This window comes from Massilia sp. LC238, from assembly GCF_000735635.1.
Lineage (GTDB): Bacteria > Pseudomonadota > Gammaproteobacteria > Burkholderiales > Burkholderiaceae_D > Telluria > Telluria varians.
Genome location: NZ_JNNN01000039.1, coordinates 69,100 through 88,163, shown reverse-complemented (window position 1 = coordinate 88,163; position 19,064 = coordinate 69,100). Strand labels below are relative to the sequence as shown.

Here is a 19,064-nt window from a genome sequence, read left to right as displayed (position 1 = left end):
CCGGCGAGGCCGTCCTGTTCCCATCTCGGAGACCCTCGATGTTCCGTTCCGCTCCCTTGAACCTGTCCGCCTTTGCGCTGGTCGCCTTCCTCGCGGCCGCCCCGGCCCATGCCGAGCGTGCCCAGTACGACTTCAATCCCGGCTGGAAGCTGATGGTCGGCGACCCGGCGGGCGCGTCCCAGGCCGGCTTCGACGACAAGGCCTGGAAGCCCGTCACCCTGCCGCGCGCCTGGAACGAGGACGACGCCTTTGCCAAGGACATCGTCGACCACTCGACTGGTATCGCCTGGTATCGCAAGCGCTTCAGCGTCAAGGACCTCAAGCCGGGCCAGAAGGTCTTCCTCGAGTTCGAGGGGGCGCGCCAGGCGGCGGAAGTGTTCGTCAACGGCCGCCGCATCGGCCTGCACGAGAACGGCGTCACCGCCTTCGGCTTCGAGATCGGCGGCGCCCTGGTGAAGGGCGAGAACGTGATCGCGGTGCGCACCGATAACCGCTGGGACTACAAGGAGCAGGCTACCCTCCAGCGCTACCAGTGGGCCGACCGCAACTTCAACGCCAACTACGGCGGCCTGCCGAAGAACGTGCGCCTGCACGTGACCGAGCCGCTGTACCAGACCCTGCCGCTGTATTCGAACCTGGGCACCACCGGGGTCTACGTCTATGCGCGCGACTTCGACATCGCCGGACGCACGGCCACCATCGCCGCCGAATCCGAGGTGCGCAATGACGGGCAGCAGGCGCGCAGCTTCACCTACGAGGTCGAAGTGCGCGACAAGGACGGCAAGACGGTGGCGCGCTTCGCCGCGCCTACACAAACCCTGGCGCCCGGCGCCACCACGGTGGCCAAGGCCAGCGCGCAAGTAAGGGGGCTGCATTTCTGGAGCTGGGGCTACGGCTACCTGTACGACGTGCTCACCACCCTGAAGGTCGACGGCAGGCCGCTCGACCGCGTCATCACCCGCACGGGTTTCCGCAAGACCGAATTCGGCAATGGCGTGATCAAGCTGAACGACCGCGTGCTGCAGATGAAGGGCTACGCCCAGCGCACCTCGAACGAATGGCCGGCGATCGGCCTGTCGGTGCCGGCCTGGCTGAGCGACTACAGCAATGGCCTGGCCCTCGAGAGCAACGCCAACCTGATCCGCTGGATGCACATCGCGCCGTGGAAGCAGGACGTGGAGTCGCTCGACCGCATCGGCCTGATGCAGGCCATGCCCGCCGGCGATTCCGAGAAGGATGTCGACGGGCGCCGCTGGGGCCAGCGCGTGGAGACCATGCGCGACGCCATCGTCTACTACCGCAACAATCCGAGCATCCTGTTCTACGAGTCCGGCAACAAGGGCGTGAGCGCCGAGCACCAGCTGGAGATGAATGCGCTGCGCGACCGCTTCGATCCGCATGGCGGACGCGCCGCCGGCAGCCGCGAGATGCTGAGCACCGCGCTGCAGCAGGTGTCCGAGTACGGCGGCGAGATGTTGTACATCAATAAGAGCGCGCGCATGCCGATGTGGGCCATGGAATATGCCCGCGACGAGGGCGCGCGCAAGTTCTGGGACGAACTCAGTCCACCCTTCCACAAGAACGGCGACGGCCCGCCGCACAAGGGCCAGCCGGCGCCGTCCTATAACCACAACCAGGACAGCTTCGCGATCGAGACCGTGCGCCGCTGGTACGACTACTGGCGCGAGCGTCCGGGCACCGGCACGCGCGTCTCGAGCGGCGGCGTCAACATCATCTTCTCGGACAGTAATACCCACCACCGCGGCGCCGAGAACTACCGCCGCAGCGGCGAAGTCGACGCCATGCGCATCCCGAAGGACGCCTTCTATGCGCACCAGGTGATGTGGGACGGCTGGGTCGACGTCGAGCGCCCGCGCGCCCACATCGTCGGCCACTGGAACTACGCGCCCGGCACGGTGAAGCCGGTGCACGTGATCTCGAGCGCCGAGACGGTCAAGCTCACCCTGAACGGCAAGGAGGTCGGCAGCGCACGCCAAAGCGAACGCTTCCTGTTCACCTTCGACCAGGTGGCCTGGGAAGAGGGCGAGCTGAAGGCGGTCGGCTATGACGCTAAGGGCAGGCAGGTGTGCGAGACACGCCTGGCAACGGCAGGCAAGCCGGTGGCGCTGCGCCTGAAGAACATCCCCTCGCCGCACGGCCTGCGCGCCGACGGCGCCGACCTGGCGCTGGTGCAGGTCGAGGCGGTCGATGCCCAGGGCCGCCGCAACCCGGTGGCGCTCGACACCGTGCACTTCGAACTGGATGGCCCGGCCGAATGGCGTGGCGGCATCGCGCAGGGGCCAGGCAACCACGTGCTGGCGCGCTCGCTGCCGGTCGAGGGCGGCGTGAACCGGGTCTTGGTGCGCAGTACCACGCAGCCGGGAAAAATCACCCTGCGCGCCCGCGCCGATGGCCTGGCGCCGGCAACGCTGAGCTTCGCCTCCAAAGCGGTCACGGTGGAGGGTGGCCTGGCCGCGCTGCCGGCGCCGCCGCCGCTGCGCCTGGACCGTGGGCCGACACCGGCTACGGCGTCCTTCACGGTCTCGCGCATTGCGGTGCCGGTGGCCTCCGCGCAAGCCGCCAGCAACGGCGAGCAGGCCGTGCACTCCTTCGACGACGACGAAACCACCAACTGGACCAGCAAGACCGGCGAAGCGGCGGACATCACCTACCGGCTGGCGCGACCCGCGCTGCTGCGCGAAGTGACGCTCAAGCTGGCCGGCTGGCGCGAGCGCAGCTATCCGCTGCGCGTGTTCGTGGACGGCGTCGAGGTCTGGCGCGGCACCACCTTGACGAGCCTCGGCTACGTCACGCTGCCGCTCAAGCCACACCGGGGCAGCCAGGTGCGCATCGCGCTCGACGGCCAGGCCGACGACGCGGGCGCGATCCAGCTCACCGAGGTGGCGAACCAGGCCAATACCGACACCGGCGCCCAGCGCGTTGCGCGCACCGCGTTGGCCATCGTCGAAGCCGAGTTCTACGAATTCCCGGAATCCTGATTGCGGGGGAGCTTCGATGAATCTTGTCGGTATTCCGTTTCGCCTCGACCGCTCGCGCAACGCGACGGTCCAGGTGTTCGAGCACCTGCGCGAGCTGATCGTCAGCCTGGCGGTCGGGCCGGGCACCGTGCTGCCGCGCCCGCAGCTGTGCGAGTACTACGGGCTGTCGCTCAGCCCGGTGCGCGAGGCGCTGCTGCGCCTGGAGGAAGAACACCTGGTCGACATCTATCCGCAGCACCAGACGCAGGTGCGCCGGATCGACCTGGCGCAGGCGCGCCAGGCCCACTTCCTGCGCCTGTCGGTGGAGCTGGAAATGGTGCATACGCTGGCGCAGCGCGGCGATGCCGCACTCGGGCGCGCGCTGCAAGGCCTGGTCGCGCGCCAGCGCGCCTGCCTGGAAGCGGGCGACCTGGCGGGCTTCACGGCGGTGGACATGGAGTTCCATCGCGTCATGTACGACGCGGCGGCGATTCCCGACCTGTGGGCGCTGGCCCGCAGCCGCAGCGGCAACCTGGACCGCCTGCGCCGCCTGCACCTGCCGATGAACGGCAAGGCGCGTTCGATCCTGGCGCAGCACGCCGAGATCGCGGAGCGCATCGCGCGCGGCGACGCCGAGGGCGCGCAGCGCAGCGTGCGCACCCACCTGTCCGGCACCCTGAACGCGATCGACGCGCTGCGCGAGCGCTACCCGGAGCTGCTGCTGCCGGTCGATTACCGGAGCTGAGGCATGCGATCGCGATCGAGCGATAACCTGGCGCGGCCTTGCGATGTCATAAACGGCATCAGTCGCCATCGGCAGATGTGGCGATTTCGCACCAACCGCTCAAGCCCATGAGTGTTTGGCGCAATTAGTTCGAAGCCGGTTGTTGTATTGATTTCATTCAATAACAATCGACTGCGTTCATCGTTGAGCACAACGATCACATAAGACAGACAACAAGGAGGAGAGATGGCACCGTATACCAAGCATGGGTTCCCCGTAAACCGTATCAGTCAGGCAGTCGCCATGGCACTGGCTTCGCTGGTCGCGACTGGCGCATACGCGCAGCAGGCGGCGACGTCGCAGGCATCGTCGACCTCATCCACGGCGGTAGCCGCGGCGGATGGCGCTGTCGAGACGGTGCTGGTGGTCGGCTCGCGCGAGTCGCAGCGCAGCGCGATCGCACGCAAGAAGAACGCCGCCACCGCGCAGGATTCGATCATCGCCGAAGACGTCGGCGCTTTCCCGGACCGTAACGTGGCGGATGCGATCTCGCGCATCGCCGGCGTGGCGGTCGACCGCGGCGAATTCGGCGAGGGCATCAGCGTCTCGATCCGCGGCAACGGCCCGGAACTGACCCGCGTGGAACTGGACGGCATGGGTGTGCAGCAGGCCGGCGGCGCCGACATGTTGGGCGGCATCAGTGCCGGCGCCGACACCTCGGGCGGACGCGCGGTCGAGATGCGCCAGCTCTCCTCGGACCTGATCAAGAGCGTGGACGTGGTCAAGGGCTCGACCGCCGACATGACCGAAGGCTCGCTCGGCGGCGGCGTGCGCATCCAGACCCGCAACGGCCTCGACTTCAAGAAGGACTACCTGTCCTTCCGCGTGGCGGCCCAGCAGAATTCGCTCAACAAGAAAAAGAACCCCAACCTCAACCTGATCGGCGCCAAGAAGTTCATGAACGACCGCCTGGGCGTGCTGGTCAACCTCTCGAAGAGCAAGGTCAACCAGGAAGCCCACTCGATCAACCAGGGCGGCAACAGCGGCGTGGTCGGCCAGTACCGTCCGATGGACTTCGACAATTCGCCGGAGAAGACGGTCGCGCTGCGCCCCGATACCCTGAACCTGAACGACGCGGCCTCGACCACGCCGTTCTACACGGTCCCGTACAGCAATGCGGCGATGGGCAACTGGACCAGCATGACGCCGAAGGACGTGCTGGAAGGTTCGGCCGCGGCCAAGACCAAGGCCGAGTGCTACCAGAAATTCCCGCTGCTGCCGGCCAACGTGGCCAGCCAGCTCAGCACCGGCAACAACGGCCGCACCAATGCCCAGAACATCACCCAGCTGGCGCTGCTGAGCTGCCTGGGCCAGTGGAACGACTGGGTGCCGAGCAATACCCGCTACTTCGTCAACCGCTGGAACGACGACCGCACCAGCGGCGACATCCGTCTCGACTTCAAGGTCAACGATGCGCTCACCGTCTATGCCAAGCATAGCCGCAGCAAGGGCGACGTCATCTCCTACAGCACCAACCTCGGCTACGGCGGCGTCGCCGTGAATCCGGCCACCGTGCGCGGACCGAACGGCTTCAGTGGCGCACCCTTCGTCGACACCATCTCGACCACCCAGCTGGCCAACGGCGCCTGGGGCACCCGCGCCCTGAACCCGGCCTCCGGCTACTACCTCTATCCGGGCGAGCTGACCTACCGCAGCACCGGCGCCCTGAACGGCGCGGTGTCCAACGTCAACCCGAACTCGGTGACCGTCGACGGCAACCACCACGTGACCGGCTTCGAGTTCTCGGACGGCGTCTACGGCGTCGACAACACCACGATCACCACCGGCACCAAGTCCAGCTATACCCAGGCCGGCGGTACCTACAAGAAGGGCATCGTGCGCGCCGAGTTCCTGATCGGCGATTCGAAGTCCGATTTCTACCGCTACGAAAAGCGCATGGGCCAGAGCGCCTACCTCGGCGCCACCAAAGCCACCGTGCTGCCGAACGGCATCTGGAACTATACGGCGGCTGGCTCGGTGGACCTGAGCAACCCGAACAGCTGGCTGACGCTCGCCAACCAGGCTGCGACGGCCGCGGTCGCACCGAGCTTCACCACCCCGGGCGCACCGGCCTATACCGCGGCCCAGCTGCCGCGCGTGAACGGCGCCACCACCCTGGCGTTCCAGAACCCGCGCATCAACGAGTCGTTCGAGAAAACGGCCAAGCTGGACCTGGATGTGTACACCGACGAGTACATCCCCTTCGTCCCCTCGATCAAGGTCGGCTACAGCCGCCGCAAGAGCGGCTACGACCACTGGGGCACCGGCGGCCCGACGGTGCAGGACGCCGTCGGCACCTTCGGCACGGCCGGCTACATCCCGGGCATCTACGTCTCCACCAACAACCTGCGCACCACCTTCCAGGTGTGCGAGAACACGCCGGGTTCGCTGGCGCCGGGCGGCCGCCCCTGCCAGTACGGCTACAACCCGAGCACCGACCCGCGCAACGCGCGCCAGGGCACGATCGTGATCTCGCCGGACCAGTACCGCGCGCTGTTCAACCAGGGCTACACCAAGGAGCCGACCGCGCAGTTCTATGCGGGCGATCCGGACCGTCCAGGCACCCTGACCAACGGCTGGACCGAATTCGATATCGACAAGGTCTACGCGCTGCTGGGCGTGCCGAACTACAACCTCGACTGCATCAAGGAGTGCATCGGCAGCGACGGCCAGATGTACAAGCAGCCGGTGAACTCGATCGTGGAAACCGTCGATGCGGGCTACATGATGGCCAACTTCGAGGTCGACCGCCTGCCGTTCACCCAGCGTTCTCTGCCCTTCGGCATCGTCTTCGACGGCAACGTCGGCGTGCGCGCCGTGCGCACCAAGGTGATTGGCAGCGGCCAGCTGACCTTCCGCTCGATCGTGCCGACCGCGGCCTACAATCCGCTCGACCCGAACAACGTGAACGGCATCAGCACTCGCGTGTACCGCAAGGACACCGCGATCAATGCGACCACCACCGACTACCTGCCGTCGGCCAACCTGAACACCTGGCTGATCCCGGACAAGCTGGTCCTGCGCTACAACTGGGGCAAGACCATCGCCCGTCCGGCCGCCGGCCGCCTGATCCCGAACGGCACCTGCGAATACGACGGCCGCAAGCTGGTCGACCTCGATTCCGAGGGCAACGAAACCGCGATGCGCTGCACCGACGTCATGGGCAACCCGGAGATCAAGCCGCTGACCAACCACAACCAGAACCTGTCGCTGGAATGGTATGCCAACCGCGACATCATGCTGGCCGGCGCTGTCTACAAGCAGGAAGGCGTGACCGGCGCGCCTACCCTGATCGAGACCGTCGACGACATCAAGCCGTTCGCCGGCTCCGACGCTGTCGACCCGCAGACCGGCAAGCCGCTGTCTGACCTGGTGTTCACCCAGCGCCGCTGGACCAACCAGATCCCGTTCACCCGCAAGGGCTTCGAGGTCTCGGCCAAGGTCGCCTTCACGGTCCTGCCGTGGTACCTGCGCTATACCGGCGTGGACGCGAACTACACCCGCAACAAGGCGACCCTGAACGGCGGCGGCCTGCGCGACCTGATCACCGGCGAGCTGCTGCCGGTGGCCGGCGAGCCGCGCCACTCGTGGAACGCCTCGGTGTGGTACGACGACGGCGCCCTCTCGATGCGCGTCGGCCTGCAGGTGAAGGCGGATACCTTCTCGTGCACTTCGGGCTGCAACACCAACTCGGTGAACAACTACCCGGTGGTCGGCATGACCAACGTGCGCTTCCCGACCTACAGCCCGGGTGCGCCGCTGTTCCGCCTCGGCACCCGCTACGTGGACGCCAAGATCGCGTACCGCTTCAACAAGAACATCGAGTTCTTCCTGGAAGGGCGCAACCTGGGCAAGACCCACACCGGTTCCAACACCGGCGGCTACTCGGTGTTCGCGGATGGCACCCCGAACGTGTACACCGACTCGTACGCGGGCAGCACCTACATGGCGGGCCTGAACTTCAAGTTCGGCGGCTGATCATCTCGTAGGGTAGTAAGGCCAATGGCCGCCGCACTTGCGGCGGCCATTTTCGTTTACGGGACGCGGATCCGAAACAATCACCGTATTGATCGGTTGCCGATGCAATTTTGCCATTTCGATCAGTTCGGTGATTCTTTCGACCCTGAATGGATTAACTCGACCCTGCGCACATAGAATGTTTTCAAGGCCAAGCCGTATTTCAAACTACAGAGCCCATGGAGACATCGATGAATCAAGCCATGACCAGCACCTCCGTGCTGCATCCGACCCGCTGCGCCCGTGCAGTCGCCGCAGTGATCGCCCTCCTGGCGGCACAAGCCGCGCTGGCGCAGGAAACCGCGCAAGCACAGGCCGCGCCTGCCGCATCCGCTTCCACCTCGACCGCCCAGGGCCAGTCCGGCGCCGGCGCGACCGCTTCCGGTAGCGCCGGCGACGCGGCGCCCGCGCCGCAGGTCGTCCACATCGCCGGCACCCGCCAGTCGGTGGCCTCCGCCATCACCCGCAAGAAGAACGCCGGCACCGTGTCGGATTCGATCGTGGCCGAAGACATCGGCCAGTTCCCCGACAAGAACGTGGGCGAAGCGCTGTCGCGCGTGACCGGCGTGCAGCTGTCGCGCGATTTCGGCGAAGGCACCCAGGTGGCGATCCGCGGCGTCGAGCCGGACCTGAACCGCGTCGAAGTCAACGGCATGTCGGTGCTCGGCACCAATGGCGGCGCCGGCCGCGGCGCCGAGCTGCGCGAGCTGGCCTCTGAGCTGATCGGTTCGATCGACGTCTACAAGGGCCTGACCGCCGACATGACCGAAGGCGGCGTGGGCGGCACCGTGCAGATCACCACCCGCAAGCCGCTCGACTTCAAGAAGCCGACCATCGGCACCAGCATCGCGGCCGAGCACTCGACCTCGCGCGGCGGCGTCCAGCCGCGCGGCAACCTGTACATGGCCGACAAGTACTTCGACGGCAAGCTGGGCCTGATGGCCAACTTCGTCTACGACAAGGTGCTGACCCAGAACGACTACGCCCGCAACACCTCGTGGCGCTTCCTGCAGGACTGGGACAACTCGCCGGAAAAGACCGTCAACAGCATCGACCCGAAGGTCGCGGCCGTAGGTAGCGCCGCCGCCTGCGCCACCTCGGGCCTCACCGCCGCGCAGCAGACCGCCTGCCGCAGCCAGTGGTTCGACTATTCGCCGGGCATCGCCCGCTACGGCCTCTGGACCCGCGACCACAAGCGCTCCTCGGGCGAGGTCACCGCCCAGTACGCGTTCAGCAAGGAATTCAATGCGTATGCGACCTACCAGGCCAATACCCAGCGGCAGCGCCTGAACGACCGCAACTTCGGCACCGATTTCGCCAACGCAGGCCGCCTGGCCAATACCGGCCGCGCTCCGGTCTACGGCGCCAACGGCGTGCCGACCGCCGCCGGCGCCTGCACCGCGCCGACCAGCGCGACCCCGGGCATGGTGGTCAGCAACCACCACGTGACCGAATACGTCGTCGGCTCCTGCCTGTTCGGCGCAGGCGTGGGCGGGCAGGGCGCCTTCAGCACCTCGGCGCGCGACTTCCAGCTCGACATCGACTCGCGCTACCTGTCGTCGGGCTTCAGCTTCAAGCGCGACCGCCTCGAAGTGACCGGCCTGCTCGGCACCTCGAAGTCGCTGTACGACAGCGACAGCAACAGCATCGTGCTGACCCAGAATGCGCCCGGCCTGAAGGTGGCGCTCGGGCCGGACAGCATTCCGCGCTTCACCTTCCCGGCGGGCTACAGCCCGGACAATCCTGCATCCTATGTCCAGGCCCAGCTCCAGTACCGTCCGAGCGAAACCGAGAACAAGGAACACCAGGCCAAGATCGACTTCAAGTACAAGCTCGACACGCCGTTCTTCAACAAGGTCTGGTTCGGCGCCCAGGCGCGCAAGTCCTCCTCCGAGCAGTTCAACGGCGGCGGCTACCTGGCCAGCAACGGCGCCAACCTGAGCTCGACCGCCGACGACATCAACGTGCGCGGCGCCAACGTCAACCAGACCGCGGTCTACGATCCGCTCTACACCGGCTCGGCGCAGCGTCCGAACGATACCCAGACCTTCATCAACTCGGGCTTCGCCACCCGCTACCTGAACGCGGCCCAGATGGCCGCCCTGGTCACCGCGGTGCAGGGCCGTTCGCCCGGCACCTTCTTCGACGGCTACGACAAGGTCTCCGGCCTGCCGGGCAACTGGATGTCGCCGGTCTACGCCAACGCGACCCAGTTCTTCGACACCTCGAGCTTCAACCACGCCTACCTGCGCAACGCGCCTGGCAGCGACGGCAACATGTACCCGCAGATCCCGGCCTTCATGATCGACGAGCGCATTGCCGCGACCTACCTGCGCCTGGACTACGCCACCCAGGTACTGGGCAAGGAAGTCGAAGGCAACGTCGGTGTGCGCTATACCCGCACCCGCGACCGTTCGACCGGCCTGGCGCGCTATTCGGTGCGTACGCCGAATGCGGGAGGCACGACCTTCAGCGACATCGTCCTCAGCAACTCGGTGGCGACCGTCGAGAACACCTACAACGACGTGCTGCCGAGCTTTAACGGCGCGGCCTGGCTGATCGACAACAAGCTGGTGACCCGCGTCGGCTGGTCGAAGGCCATGGCGCGTCCGCGGATGGACCTGCTGGCCCCGAACGCCACCTGCATCCGCGGCAGCGGCGATCCGGCCTTCGGCGGCGACGGCACCGACGACTGCAGCGCCGGCAATCCGGACCTGAAGCCTTACCGCTCGACCAATACCGACCTGAGCATCGAGTACTATCCGGGCGCCGACAGCCAGCTGTCCGTGGCCTTCTTCAAGAAGGACATCACCAGCTACGTGATGGAGCGCGTGCTGACCCGCGGCGTGGACCTGTTCAAGAACGGTGAGCTGTTCGACGTCACCCAGGCCGTGAACGGCGAGGGCGCCACCACCAAGGGTGTCGAGATCGCCGGCCGTACCGCGCTGACCTTCCTGCCGGGCTGGCTGAACGGCTTCGGCGTCGACGCCAACTACACCCGCATGGACTACAAGTATGCGGCCGGCACCGAGCGCCTGAACGTCCTCGACAACACCGTGCTGCCTTACCCGGGCATGTCGAAGAACGCGTACAACCTGTCGCTGTGGTACGACAAGGGTCCGATCAATGCGCGCCTGGCCTACAGCTACCGCGACCGCTTCTTCACCGGCGGTAACGACGTCTCGGGCAACCCGGTGTTCGAAGCGGCGACCGGCTACCTGGATGCGAAGATCCAGTATCGCTACAACGACAACATCACCTTCGCGCTGGAAGGCAAGAACCTGACCGACGAAGTGAAGCGCCTCGACGCCGGCGACAGCTTCCGCCTGAACGAGCTGGCCTGGGCGGGCCGCCGCTACTACTTCACGGTGTCGATGAAGCTGTGATCGCCTTGTAACGACTCCTGTTCCGGGCTACGCGCCCCGATTTGCCAGTCATCTCGCGATGACTGGCTTTTTTACTTGCCGAGGTCCTGATGAACCGTCCTGCCGTTTTCGCCGCCGCCATGCTGGCGCTGCTCGCCATCCAGCCGATCGCCGCCGCGGAAATCAGCTTCGCCAACCCGCTGGTGCGCCAGCGCGCCGATCCCCACGTCACCCTGCAGCCGGATGGCTGGTACTACTACACCGCCACGGTGCCCGAATACGACCGCATCGAGGTGCGCCGCGCGCGCAGCCTGAACGAGCTGGGCGCCGCCGACGCCAAGGTGGTGTGGCGCAAGCACGCCAGCGGCGAGATGGGCGCGCACATCTGGGCGCCCGAGATGCACCGCATCGACGGCAAGTGGTACATCTATTTCACCGCCGGACGCGCCGACAAGATCTGGGAAATCCGCCTGTACGTGCTCGAGAACGCGTCCGCCAATCCGCTCGAAGGGGAGTGGCTGGAGCGCGGCCAGCTCAAGACCGGCTGGGAGAGCTTCTCGCTCGACGCCACCACCTTCGAGCACCGCGGGCAGCGCTACCTGAGCTGGACCCAGCGCGCACCCGACGGCAGCAAGGGCACCAACATCTACCTGGCCAAGATGGACGGGCCGCTGGCGATCCGCCAGCCGGCGGTGCTGCTCACGCGGCCGGAGTACGCGTGGGAGAAGATCGGCCATGAGGTCAACGAGGCGTCCTCTTTCCTGGTGAAGAACGGCAGGGTATGGATGACCTATTCGGCCAGCGCGACCGACGCCAACTACGCGCTCGGCCTGCTCAGCGCGCCGGCGGATGCCGACCTGCTGGATGCGCGCGCGTGGACCAAGTCGCCCGTGCCGGTGATGCGCAGCAGCGCGGCCAACGGACAGTACGGGCCGGGGCACAATAGCTTCACGACAACGCCGGACGGGAAGACCGACATCCTGGTCTACCATGCGCGCAATTACCGCGATATCGTGGGGGAGCCGCTGCGGGATCCGAACCGGCATACGCGGGCGCAGGTGATTCGCTGGAAGGCGGATGGGTCGCCGGATTTCGGGGAGCCGGTGGCGGACTGATCGTGCTTGGTGACATTTAAAGGATATTCAGCAAACCTTTATTGGTAAGATCGATTGGTTTGCTATTGAATTTTCTCGGATGCACCGTCACTTCGCCTGCCTGTTAGCCGTCTACGGAGCCTGCGCCCATGCCCAGATCGAAGCGTCTGCGCCAGCCCAGAAGGTAGTCGTCAGTGGCGCCCGGACCGACGTCGAAACAAGCCAGGATTTTGTCGCCGGGAAGATCATCATCGGTCAGAAGAAGATCGCCGACAGCGGCCTGCAGAACACCGGCGAACTGCTCCGTCGTGAGCCCGCCATCAGCGTCGACAAGAGCGGCCGCATCGGCCTGCTCGGCCTGCCCGGCTACACCCAGGTGCTGGTGGACGGCCAGGCTCCGGCGGGCGACACCATGAACATCGACCTCGTGCGCGTCGAGCGCATTGAGATCGTCAAGACCACCACTGCCGCCACCGGACCGTTCGGGATTGCGGGCACCATCAACATCGTCCTGCGAAAAAAGCAGCGCAAGACCTCGTCCCGCTTGCACGGCAATGTGCGGACCGAGGGTGGCAAGAAGGGCATGGACTTGACCTGGACGGCCACCGGCGTGAGCGATGGCTCGTTCAGCCATACCTTCACGCTGTCGCGGTGGCGCCGCTTGTCCAGCGCGCACAGTGAATATGTCCAGACCAGCGAACGACCGGGAAGGGGTGCGGTCCGCGAGTACGACGGCCAGGCCCATATCCCGGGCCTGTTAGAGTCGCTCAATGCGAACAGCGTGCTGGTCTGGACCCTGGATGCCGATCATACGCTCACCTTCAGCCCGGAGGTTGCCCGCTACAGCTCCGACAATCACAGCGATGAACAACGGCGCTGGATGACAGGCCTCAGCGCATCGGCAAACCAGACCAGCAAGACACCGACGAACAATCTGAACCTGCCCTTGCTGTGGAACTGGAGGATCGACACGGACAGCAGCCTGGCCCTCAAGCTGGTCGCGAGCGGCTCGCGCTCGGACAGCCGACTGCGCAGGGACGAGCTGTGGTCGCCGGGCGGCCCGCGCCAACGTGTGCATGAGCAGGACCGCAGCACGCGCAACTACTTCCTCGACCTCGACTACGCGCTTGACACCGAGGACGGTCACTGGATCAGCGCCGGCGCCAAGTTCGCGCGCAACGACAGCGATAGCAGCTACACCGACCTGGTCGACGGCCGTCCAGACCCCAGCCTGGCAGTGCTGGGGCCGGAAACGGGATCCCATTTGACCAGTGCACGGCTGTTCATCCAGGACGAATGGCGGATCAACCGCCGCTGGGCCGTCAACCTGGGCGCATCCGGCGAACGGCGCCGCTACCGGCTGGTCGAGGGCCCGGCCAGTAGCCGTCCGCGATTCAAGCTGTGGTCGCCGTCGGCGCACGTGTCGCACCGCATCGGCGGCAATCGCAAGCGCCAGCTCAGGGCCTCGCTGGCGCGCAGCTACCGCACGCCCTTCTTCGACGAAATGCTGCTGCGTCCCACGATCAATCCGTATGCGCCATGCCCGGCCGTGGGTTTGTGCGGCGCCAATGGGATCGACCTGGCCGACAGCAGCGGCAATCCCGCCCTGCGGCCGGAGCGCTCGCTCGGCCTGAACCTGTCATATGCGCACGGCTTCGGCCGCGACAGCGAGGTCAGCCTGGAATTCTACACACGCGACATCAGCGACAAGAACGGCCTGGACGTCGCGCTGGTGGAGGTGCCCTGGGCGAGCGTTCCGCGTTACGTGGCTCGCCAAGCCAACCTGGGCCAAGCGCGGGTGCGCGGCCTGGACCTGGAAGCTCGCCTGGCGGGCAAGGATTTTTCGCCGACGCTGGCGAACCTGGAGCTGAGCGGCAGCATTGGCCTGGCCGATTCGACGCTGAGCGAGCTGCCCGGCCCCGACAACCATATCCCAGGGCAGTCGCCCTGGCGCGCCAAGCTGGGTGGCAGCTACTCACTGCAGTCGCTGCCGATGAAGCTGGGTTTCGATGCCAGCTACCTGCCCGATGACTGGGTACGCAGCAGTGCCAAGCAGCGCGTCTACGAATCGAACCGACGCACGCTGAACCTGAATGCGAGCTGGAGCCTCAGCAAGACCACGGTCCTGCGGCTCAACCTGGATAATCTGCTACACCGGCGTACCTCCCGCATCGACGAATACCTGGAGCGGGACAGCCTCGTCCGCCTGTCGACCTGGAACACGAATCACGCGCGTGTCGTGGTGCGCTTCGAGACCAGTCTATGACCACGAAAGCAAGCATATGAAGAAGATTCTCGCCCTTTGCGCACTGGCGTGCGCGTTCACCCATACTGCCTCGGCCCAGACCAGGGAGCGGCCCAAGAGCGAATGCCTGAAGGCCTGCAATGAGCTGGACGGATTCAAGGGGATGGAGCGGATCGAGCGCAAGCTGGTCGAGGTGCGCGACAGAAAGAAGAACGAAACCGATCCGCGCAAACTGGAACAGCTGGCCAGTCAGGAGCAGGAGCTCGTCGACGAACGCGATGATCGCCGCAAGGACGTCTGCAGCTACATCTGCGAACACAATCCTGCGGGTTGATCGCTACTGCTTCAAGGTCCGCTTCGGGGTGCGTAAGGTGACTATCGACGATTTCAAACCAGACCCGGATGCGTGGCGGGAGCAGTAAACGCATCTCGAGTAGGAGACGTGAGCGCGCGGCAGGCGAAATGTCGTCCGCTTTCGTTGTCCGCTGGGTTACGCAGTTCGAGCACATTGCACGTTCATCAGTGCTGCCCGCCGAGGCTAGCTTTCACATACGCCAGCCACTTGTCTTCGGCGTTTGGCTTGCCACGGACGGATTCGATACGCTCGAAGCTACGCCAGGTAGCGGGGTTCCCGCGAAAAACCAGATAGCGCTCGCCGACCGTAAAGTTGGGCCGTAGCACGCAGTCGGAATCGTTGTACAGGCGCCCTCCGCCACGCTCCCAGAACTCCTTGTCGCTATGGTCTGTCGATCCAGGTCGGGGGCGCGTTTCTCCTCTCGCACCGATAATGACAAAGCGCGGCTCATCTGGTCCGAGGATTCGCTCTTCGACTTCGAATTCGTACTCCACCGATGGGCGGCCGCCAGAAGCAGGAAGAGGAGAAGGAGTTGCCCTGATGACCCTGGCGACGGACACATCGGTCGCGATCGCCATTTGCTGCTCGGGTGTTACCACCTGTTCCATTGGTGGCACCGTGCAGGCATGACCGAACGGAACGACAAGTGCGTTGAAGAGCAGAACGACACAACGACGTTTTACGGTGCCAAGTTTTTGCGGGAGACTCATCATCGCTTGCCATCTCAAGTCAACTGATGGCCGATGATAGCAGTCCGACGTGCGTCCAAAACACTCACTCTGTCACGCGCTGCCCATCGCATCACATTCTTGACTCCTGCAGCCTCCGGCCCCGGGACCAGGCGGAGGCTGCTCACTACCTCAGGTCACCACCAGGCCGCGTAGATGATCACCAGGATCGCGCACACCACCGCCGAACCGAAGGCGAAGCCCGGCTCCACCTTGAACAGGCTGCGCTCGACCTTGACGATCGTCGATGCCGGCTGGCGGCCCAGCAGGCTGATGATGGCCATGCCGATCACGATCATCAGGAACACGATCAGGGTGCGGTCCAGGAACGGGATCTCGTAGACGCCGCTGCCGTTGTTGGCCGCGAAGCCGATCGGCGCCAGGAAGGACAGGTCGACGAAGTCCGGCAGGAATTTCAATACGATCGACAGGCCCACGCTGGCGATGGCTGCGAACATCGCGGCGGCGCCGGTGGTGCGGCGCCAGAAGAAGCCGAGCAGGAACATGGCAAGGATGCCTGGCGAAACGAAGCCGGTGTATTCCTGGATGTACTGGAAGCCGCCTTTCTTGTCGATGCCCATCAGCGGCGCGATCGCCACCGCGATCGCCATCGCGACCACCACCGTCATGCGGCCGATCCAGACCATGTGGCGCTCGCTGGCGTCGGGGCGGAACTTGGGGCGGTAGATGTCCAGGGTGAAAATGGTGGCGATGCTGTTCGCCTTGCCGGCCAGGGAAGCCACCACGGCTGCGGTCAGGGCGGCGAAGGCGACGCCTTTCAGGCCTTCCGGCAGCAGGGTCAGCAAGGTGGGGTAGGCGCGGTCGGGATTGAGTTCGCCGCCCGGGCGCAGCGAGTCGCCCAGCATGCCGCCCTGGTCGAGCGCATAGGCGGCGATGCCTGGCAGGACCACGATCACCGGCATCAGGAGCTTGAGGAAGGCGGCGAACAGCAGGCCCTTGCGCGCCACCGGCAGGCTGGCGCCGAGGGCGCGCTGGGTGATGTACTGGTTGCAGCCGAAGTAGCTCAGGTTGACGATCCACATGCCGCCGATCAGGGTCGACAGGCCGGGCAGGTCCATGTAGTTCGGGTTGTCGCGCGAGAGCACCATGTCGAAGTGGCCACCGGCGCGCTCGAACAGCTCGCGCACGCCGACCATCGCGCCTTCGTTGCCCGACAGGCGCGCCACCAGGTCGAGCGCGATCCAGGTGGTGACCAGGCCGCCGATCACCAGGCAGAACACCTGGATCACGTCGGTGTAGCCGATCACCTTCATGCCGCCCAGGGTGATGATGGTGGCGAACACCGCCAGGAACAGCATGCAGGGCAGCACGCCGATGCCGACCATGCTGTTGATGGCCAGCGCGCCCAGGTACAGGATGGCGGTCAGGTTCACCACGATGTACAGGACCAGCCAGAACCAGGCCATGACGGTCGCCACTTTGGGCCCGTAGCGCTGCTCCAGGAACTGCGGCATGGTGTAGATGCGGTTCTTCAGGTAGACCGGCATGAAGAACACCGCCACGATGATCAGGGTGGCGGCCGCCATCAGCTCGTAGACTGCGATGGCCATGCCGATCCGGAAGCCCGAGCCGCTCATGCCAATGAACTGCTCGGCCGAGATGTTCGAGGCGATCAGCGAGGCGCCGATCGCCCACCAGGTGAGCGAGCCCTCGGCCAGGAAGTAGTCGTGCGATTCCTTGCCGGAGCCGTTGCGCCGCCGGTAGATCCAGATGCCGTAGCCGGCCACGATCACGAAATAGGTGAGGAAGACGAATGTGTCGAGTGAGGAGAACGAATTCATTGGGTAGCGGTGTCTCGTCTTAGCAGTGCGGCGCACTTCCTTGTTATCCGGCCGGCTTCGCGGCGGGCAGAGCGCCAGGGACGGGCTCCGCGGTCCCAATCTTTGCATAACGGGCAAGAACTGCGTGCCCCTGCACGAAATACTCATCCGCTTGAGCGAATGCCCGTATCCGTCCTTACATCCGATCACCCGGCTGATTCTTTCGCCGCTGCGTTGATCGTTGTACGGAAGAGCACCTAGAATGTCCCGCATATAATAAGGAGACAGCATTGCCGAACACCTCCCCAGCCAGGCGCTCGCTCCTGGCCGCAGGGCTTGCCATGCCCGTGCTGGCGGCCTGCCAGCTGCCGCGGCGCAGCGGCGCACTGGCGCAGCGCAGCGTACGGGTCCAGGCGCCCTTCGAGATGCCGGCCATCGCCATCCCCGATTTCTCCGGCAGCCGCCGCTTCCCCATCACCGACTTCGGCGCCGACCAGCAGGACCAGGCCCGTACCGATAGCGCCATCGCTGCGGCGATCGCCGCCGCCAACGCCAACGGTTCCGGCGTGGTCGTGGTGCCGCCCGGGACCTGGCCGACCGGCCCGGTCCACCTCAGGAGCAACGTCAACCTGCACGTGGAGAAGGGCGCGACCTTGCTGTTCTCAAGCCAGCCGCAGGACTACCTGCCGCCGGTGGCGACCACCTGGGAAGGCCTGGAGTGCCTGAATTATTCGCCGCTGGTCTACGCCTACGAGTGCGAGAACGTGGCGATCAGCGGCCAGGGCACGCTGCAGGCGAAGCTCGACGTCTGGCGCGTCTGGTACGCCCGGCCCAAGCCGCACATGGACGCGCTGGTCGCGCTGTACAGGATGGCGGACGCCCTCAGGCCGCTCGCCGAGCGCGACATGACCCGCGGCCAGGCCAACCTGCGGCCGCAATTCGTGCAGTTCAACCGCTGCCGCCATGTGCTGGTGGAGGACATCCACATCGTCGACAGCCCGTTCTGGACCGTGCATCCCTACCTGTGCCGCGACGTGGTGGTGCGCCGCGTGAATATCCGCGCGCACGGCCACAACAACGACGGCGTCGACCCCGAGATGAGCCAGAACGTGCTGATCGAGGATTGCGTGTTCGACCAGGGTGACGATGCTGTGTCGGTCAAGTCAGGGCGCGACCGCGACGCCTGGCGCCTGGCTACCCCCTCGCGCAACATCGTGATGCGCAACTGCCGCGTGAAGAACGGCCACCAGATGATGGCGATCGGCAGCGAGCTGTCCGGCGGCATCGAGAACGTCCTGGTCGACAACTGCCACTTCGACGATGCCGGCCCGCGGGCCAGGACCGCGATCATGAACCTGCTGTACGTGAAGACCAACGAGCGCCGCGGCGGCTATGTGCGCAACATCCACATGAACAATGTGAGCGCGACGAAGATCGAGGGCGGCATCCTGAGCGTGGAGACCGACGTGCTGTACCAGTGGCGCACATTGATGCCCACGAATGAACGGCGGCTGACGCCGATCGCGGGCCTGTACATCAGCAATGTGGAGGTGGCCGAGGCGAAGTTCGTCTGCCAGGTCAAGGGCCAGGCCGAGCTGCCGGTGCGGGACGTGAGGCTGCGCGACCTGCGCGTGCGGACCCTGCGCGGCGCCCCGGTGATCACCGAGAATGTCGAAGGTTTTGTTTACGATGCGAATCTGAAGGAGCGCGCATGAAG

The 19,064-nt window shown here is 65.6% G+C and carries 10 protein-coding genes; 8 read left to right on the top strand and 2 right to left on the bottom strand.

Going from position 1 to position 19,064, the window contains the following annotated elements; genetic code table 11:
* The first annotated feature begins 38 nt into the window (after window positions 1–38).
* From FG94_RS11245 to FG94_RS11215, 7 genes are all read left to right on the top strand, one after another.
* Complete coding sequence (locus FG94_RS11245) at window positions 39–2,999, top strand: DUF4982 domain-containing protein (RefSeq protein WP_081925931.1); 2,961 nt, start codon at window positions 39–41, stop codon at window positions 2,997–2,999.
* Between the two features lie 16 nt (window positions 3,000–3,015).
* A complete protein-coding gene (locus FG94_RS11240) occupies window positions 3,016–3,723 on the top strand; it encodes a GntR family transcriptional regulator (RefSeq protein WP_036211253.1) in 708 nt (235 codons plus the stop codon).
* A gap of 282 nt (window positions 3,724–4,005) precedes the next feature.
* The gene (locus tag FG94_RS11235) at window positions 4,006–7,740 is read left to right on the top strand and encodes a TonB-dependent receptor (RefSeq protein WP_051996493.1); all 3,735 of its coding nucleotides are present in this window, start codon (window positions 4,006–4,008) and stop codon (window positions 7,738–7,740) included.
* A 230-nt stretch (window positions 7,741–7,970) separates the two neighbouring features.
* A complete protein-coding gene (locus tag FG94_RS11230; protein ID WP_051996490.1) occupies window positions 7,971–11,165 on the top strand; it encodes a TonB-dependent receptor in 3,195 nt (1,064 codons plus the stop codon).
* An 89-nt stretch (window positions 11,166–11,254) separates the two neighbouring features.
* Window positions 11,255–12,259, top strand: coding sequence for a family 43 glycosylhydrolase (locus tag FG94_RS11225; RefSeq protein ID WP_036211250.1), 1,005 nt, complete (start codon window positions 11,255–11,257; stop codon window positions 12,257–12,259).
* Between the two features lie 79 nt (window positions 12,260–12,338).
* A complete protein-coding gene (locus tag FG94_RS11220) occupies window positions 12,339–14,504 on the top strand; it encodes a TonB-dependent siderophore receptor (protein ID WP_036211247.1) in 2,166 nt (721 codons plus the stop codon).
* A 16-nt stretch (window positions 14,505–14,520) separates the two neighbouring features.
* Window positions 14,521–14,817: a hypothetical protein gene (locus FG94_RS11215; RefSeq protein WP_036211244.1), complete on the top strand. Its 297-nt coding sequence runs from the start codon at window positions 14,521–14,523 to the stop codon at window positions 14,815–14,817.
* 185 nt (window positions 14,818–15,002) lie between these two features.
* Here the strand turns inward: FG94_RS11215 and FG94_RS11210 are convergent, their stop codons facing one another.
* Window positions 15,003–15,548, bottom strand: a complete 546-nt coding sequence (locus FG94_RS11210) for a hypothetical protein (protein ID WP_152570946.1) — start codon at window positions 15,546–15,548, stop codon at window positions 15,003–15,005.
* 155 nt (window positions 15,549–15,703) lie between these two features.
* On the bottom strand, window positions 15,704–17,368 hold the full coding sequence (locus FG94_RS11205; protein WP_036211240.1) for a sodium/solute symporter: 1,665 nt from the start codon (window positions 17,366–17,368) through the stop codon (window positions 15,704–15,706).
* 269 nt (window positions 17,369–17,637) lie between these two features.
* On the opposite strand from FG94_RS11205, the gene FG94_RS11200 reads away from it, so the two are divergent.
* A complete protein-coding gene (locus FG94_RS11200; protein ID WP_036211238.1) occupies window positions 17,638–19,062 on the top strand; it encodes a glycoside hydrolase family 28 protein in 1,425 nt (474 codons plus the stop codon).
* The last annotated feature ends 2 nt before the right edge of the window (window positions 19,063–19,064 follow it).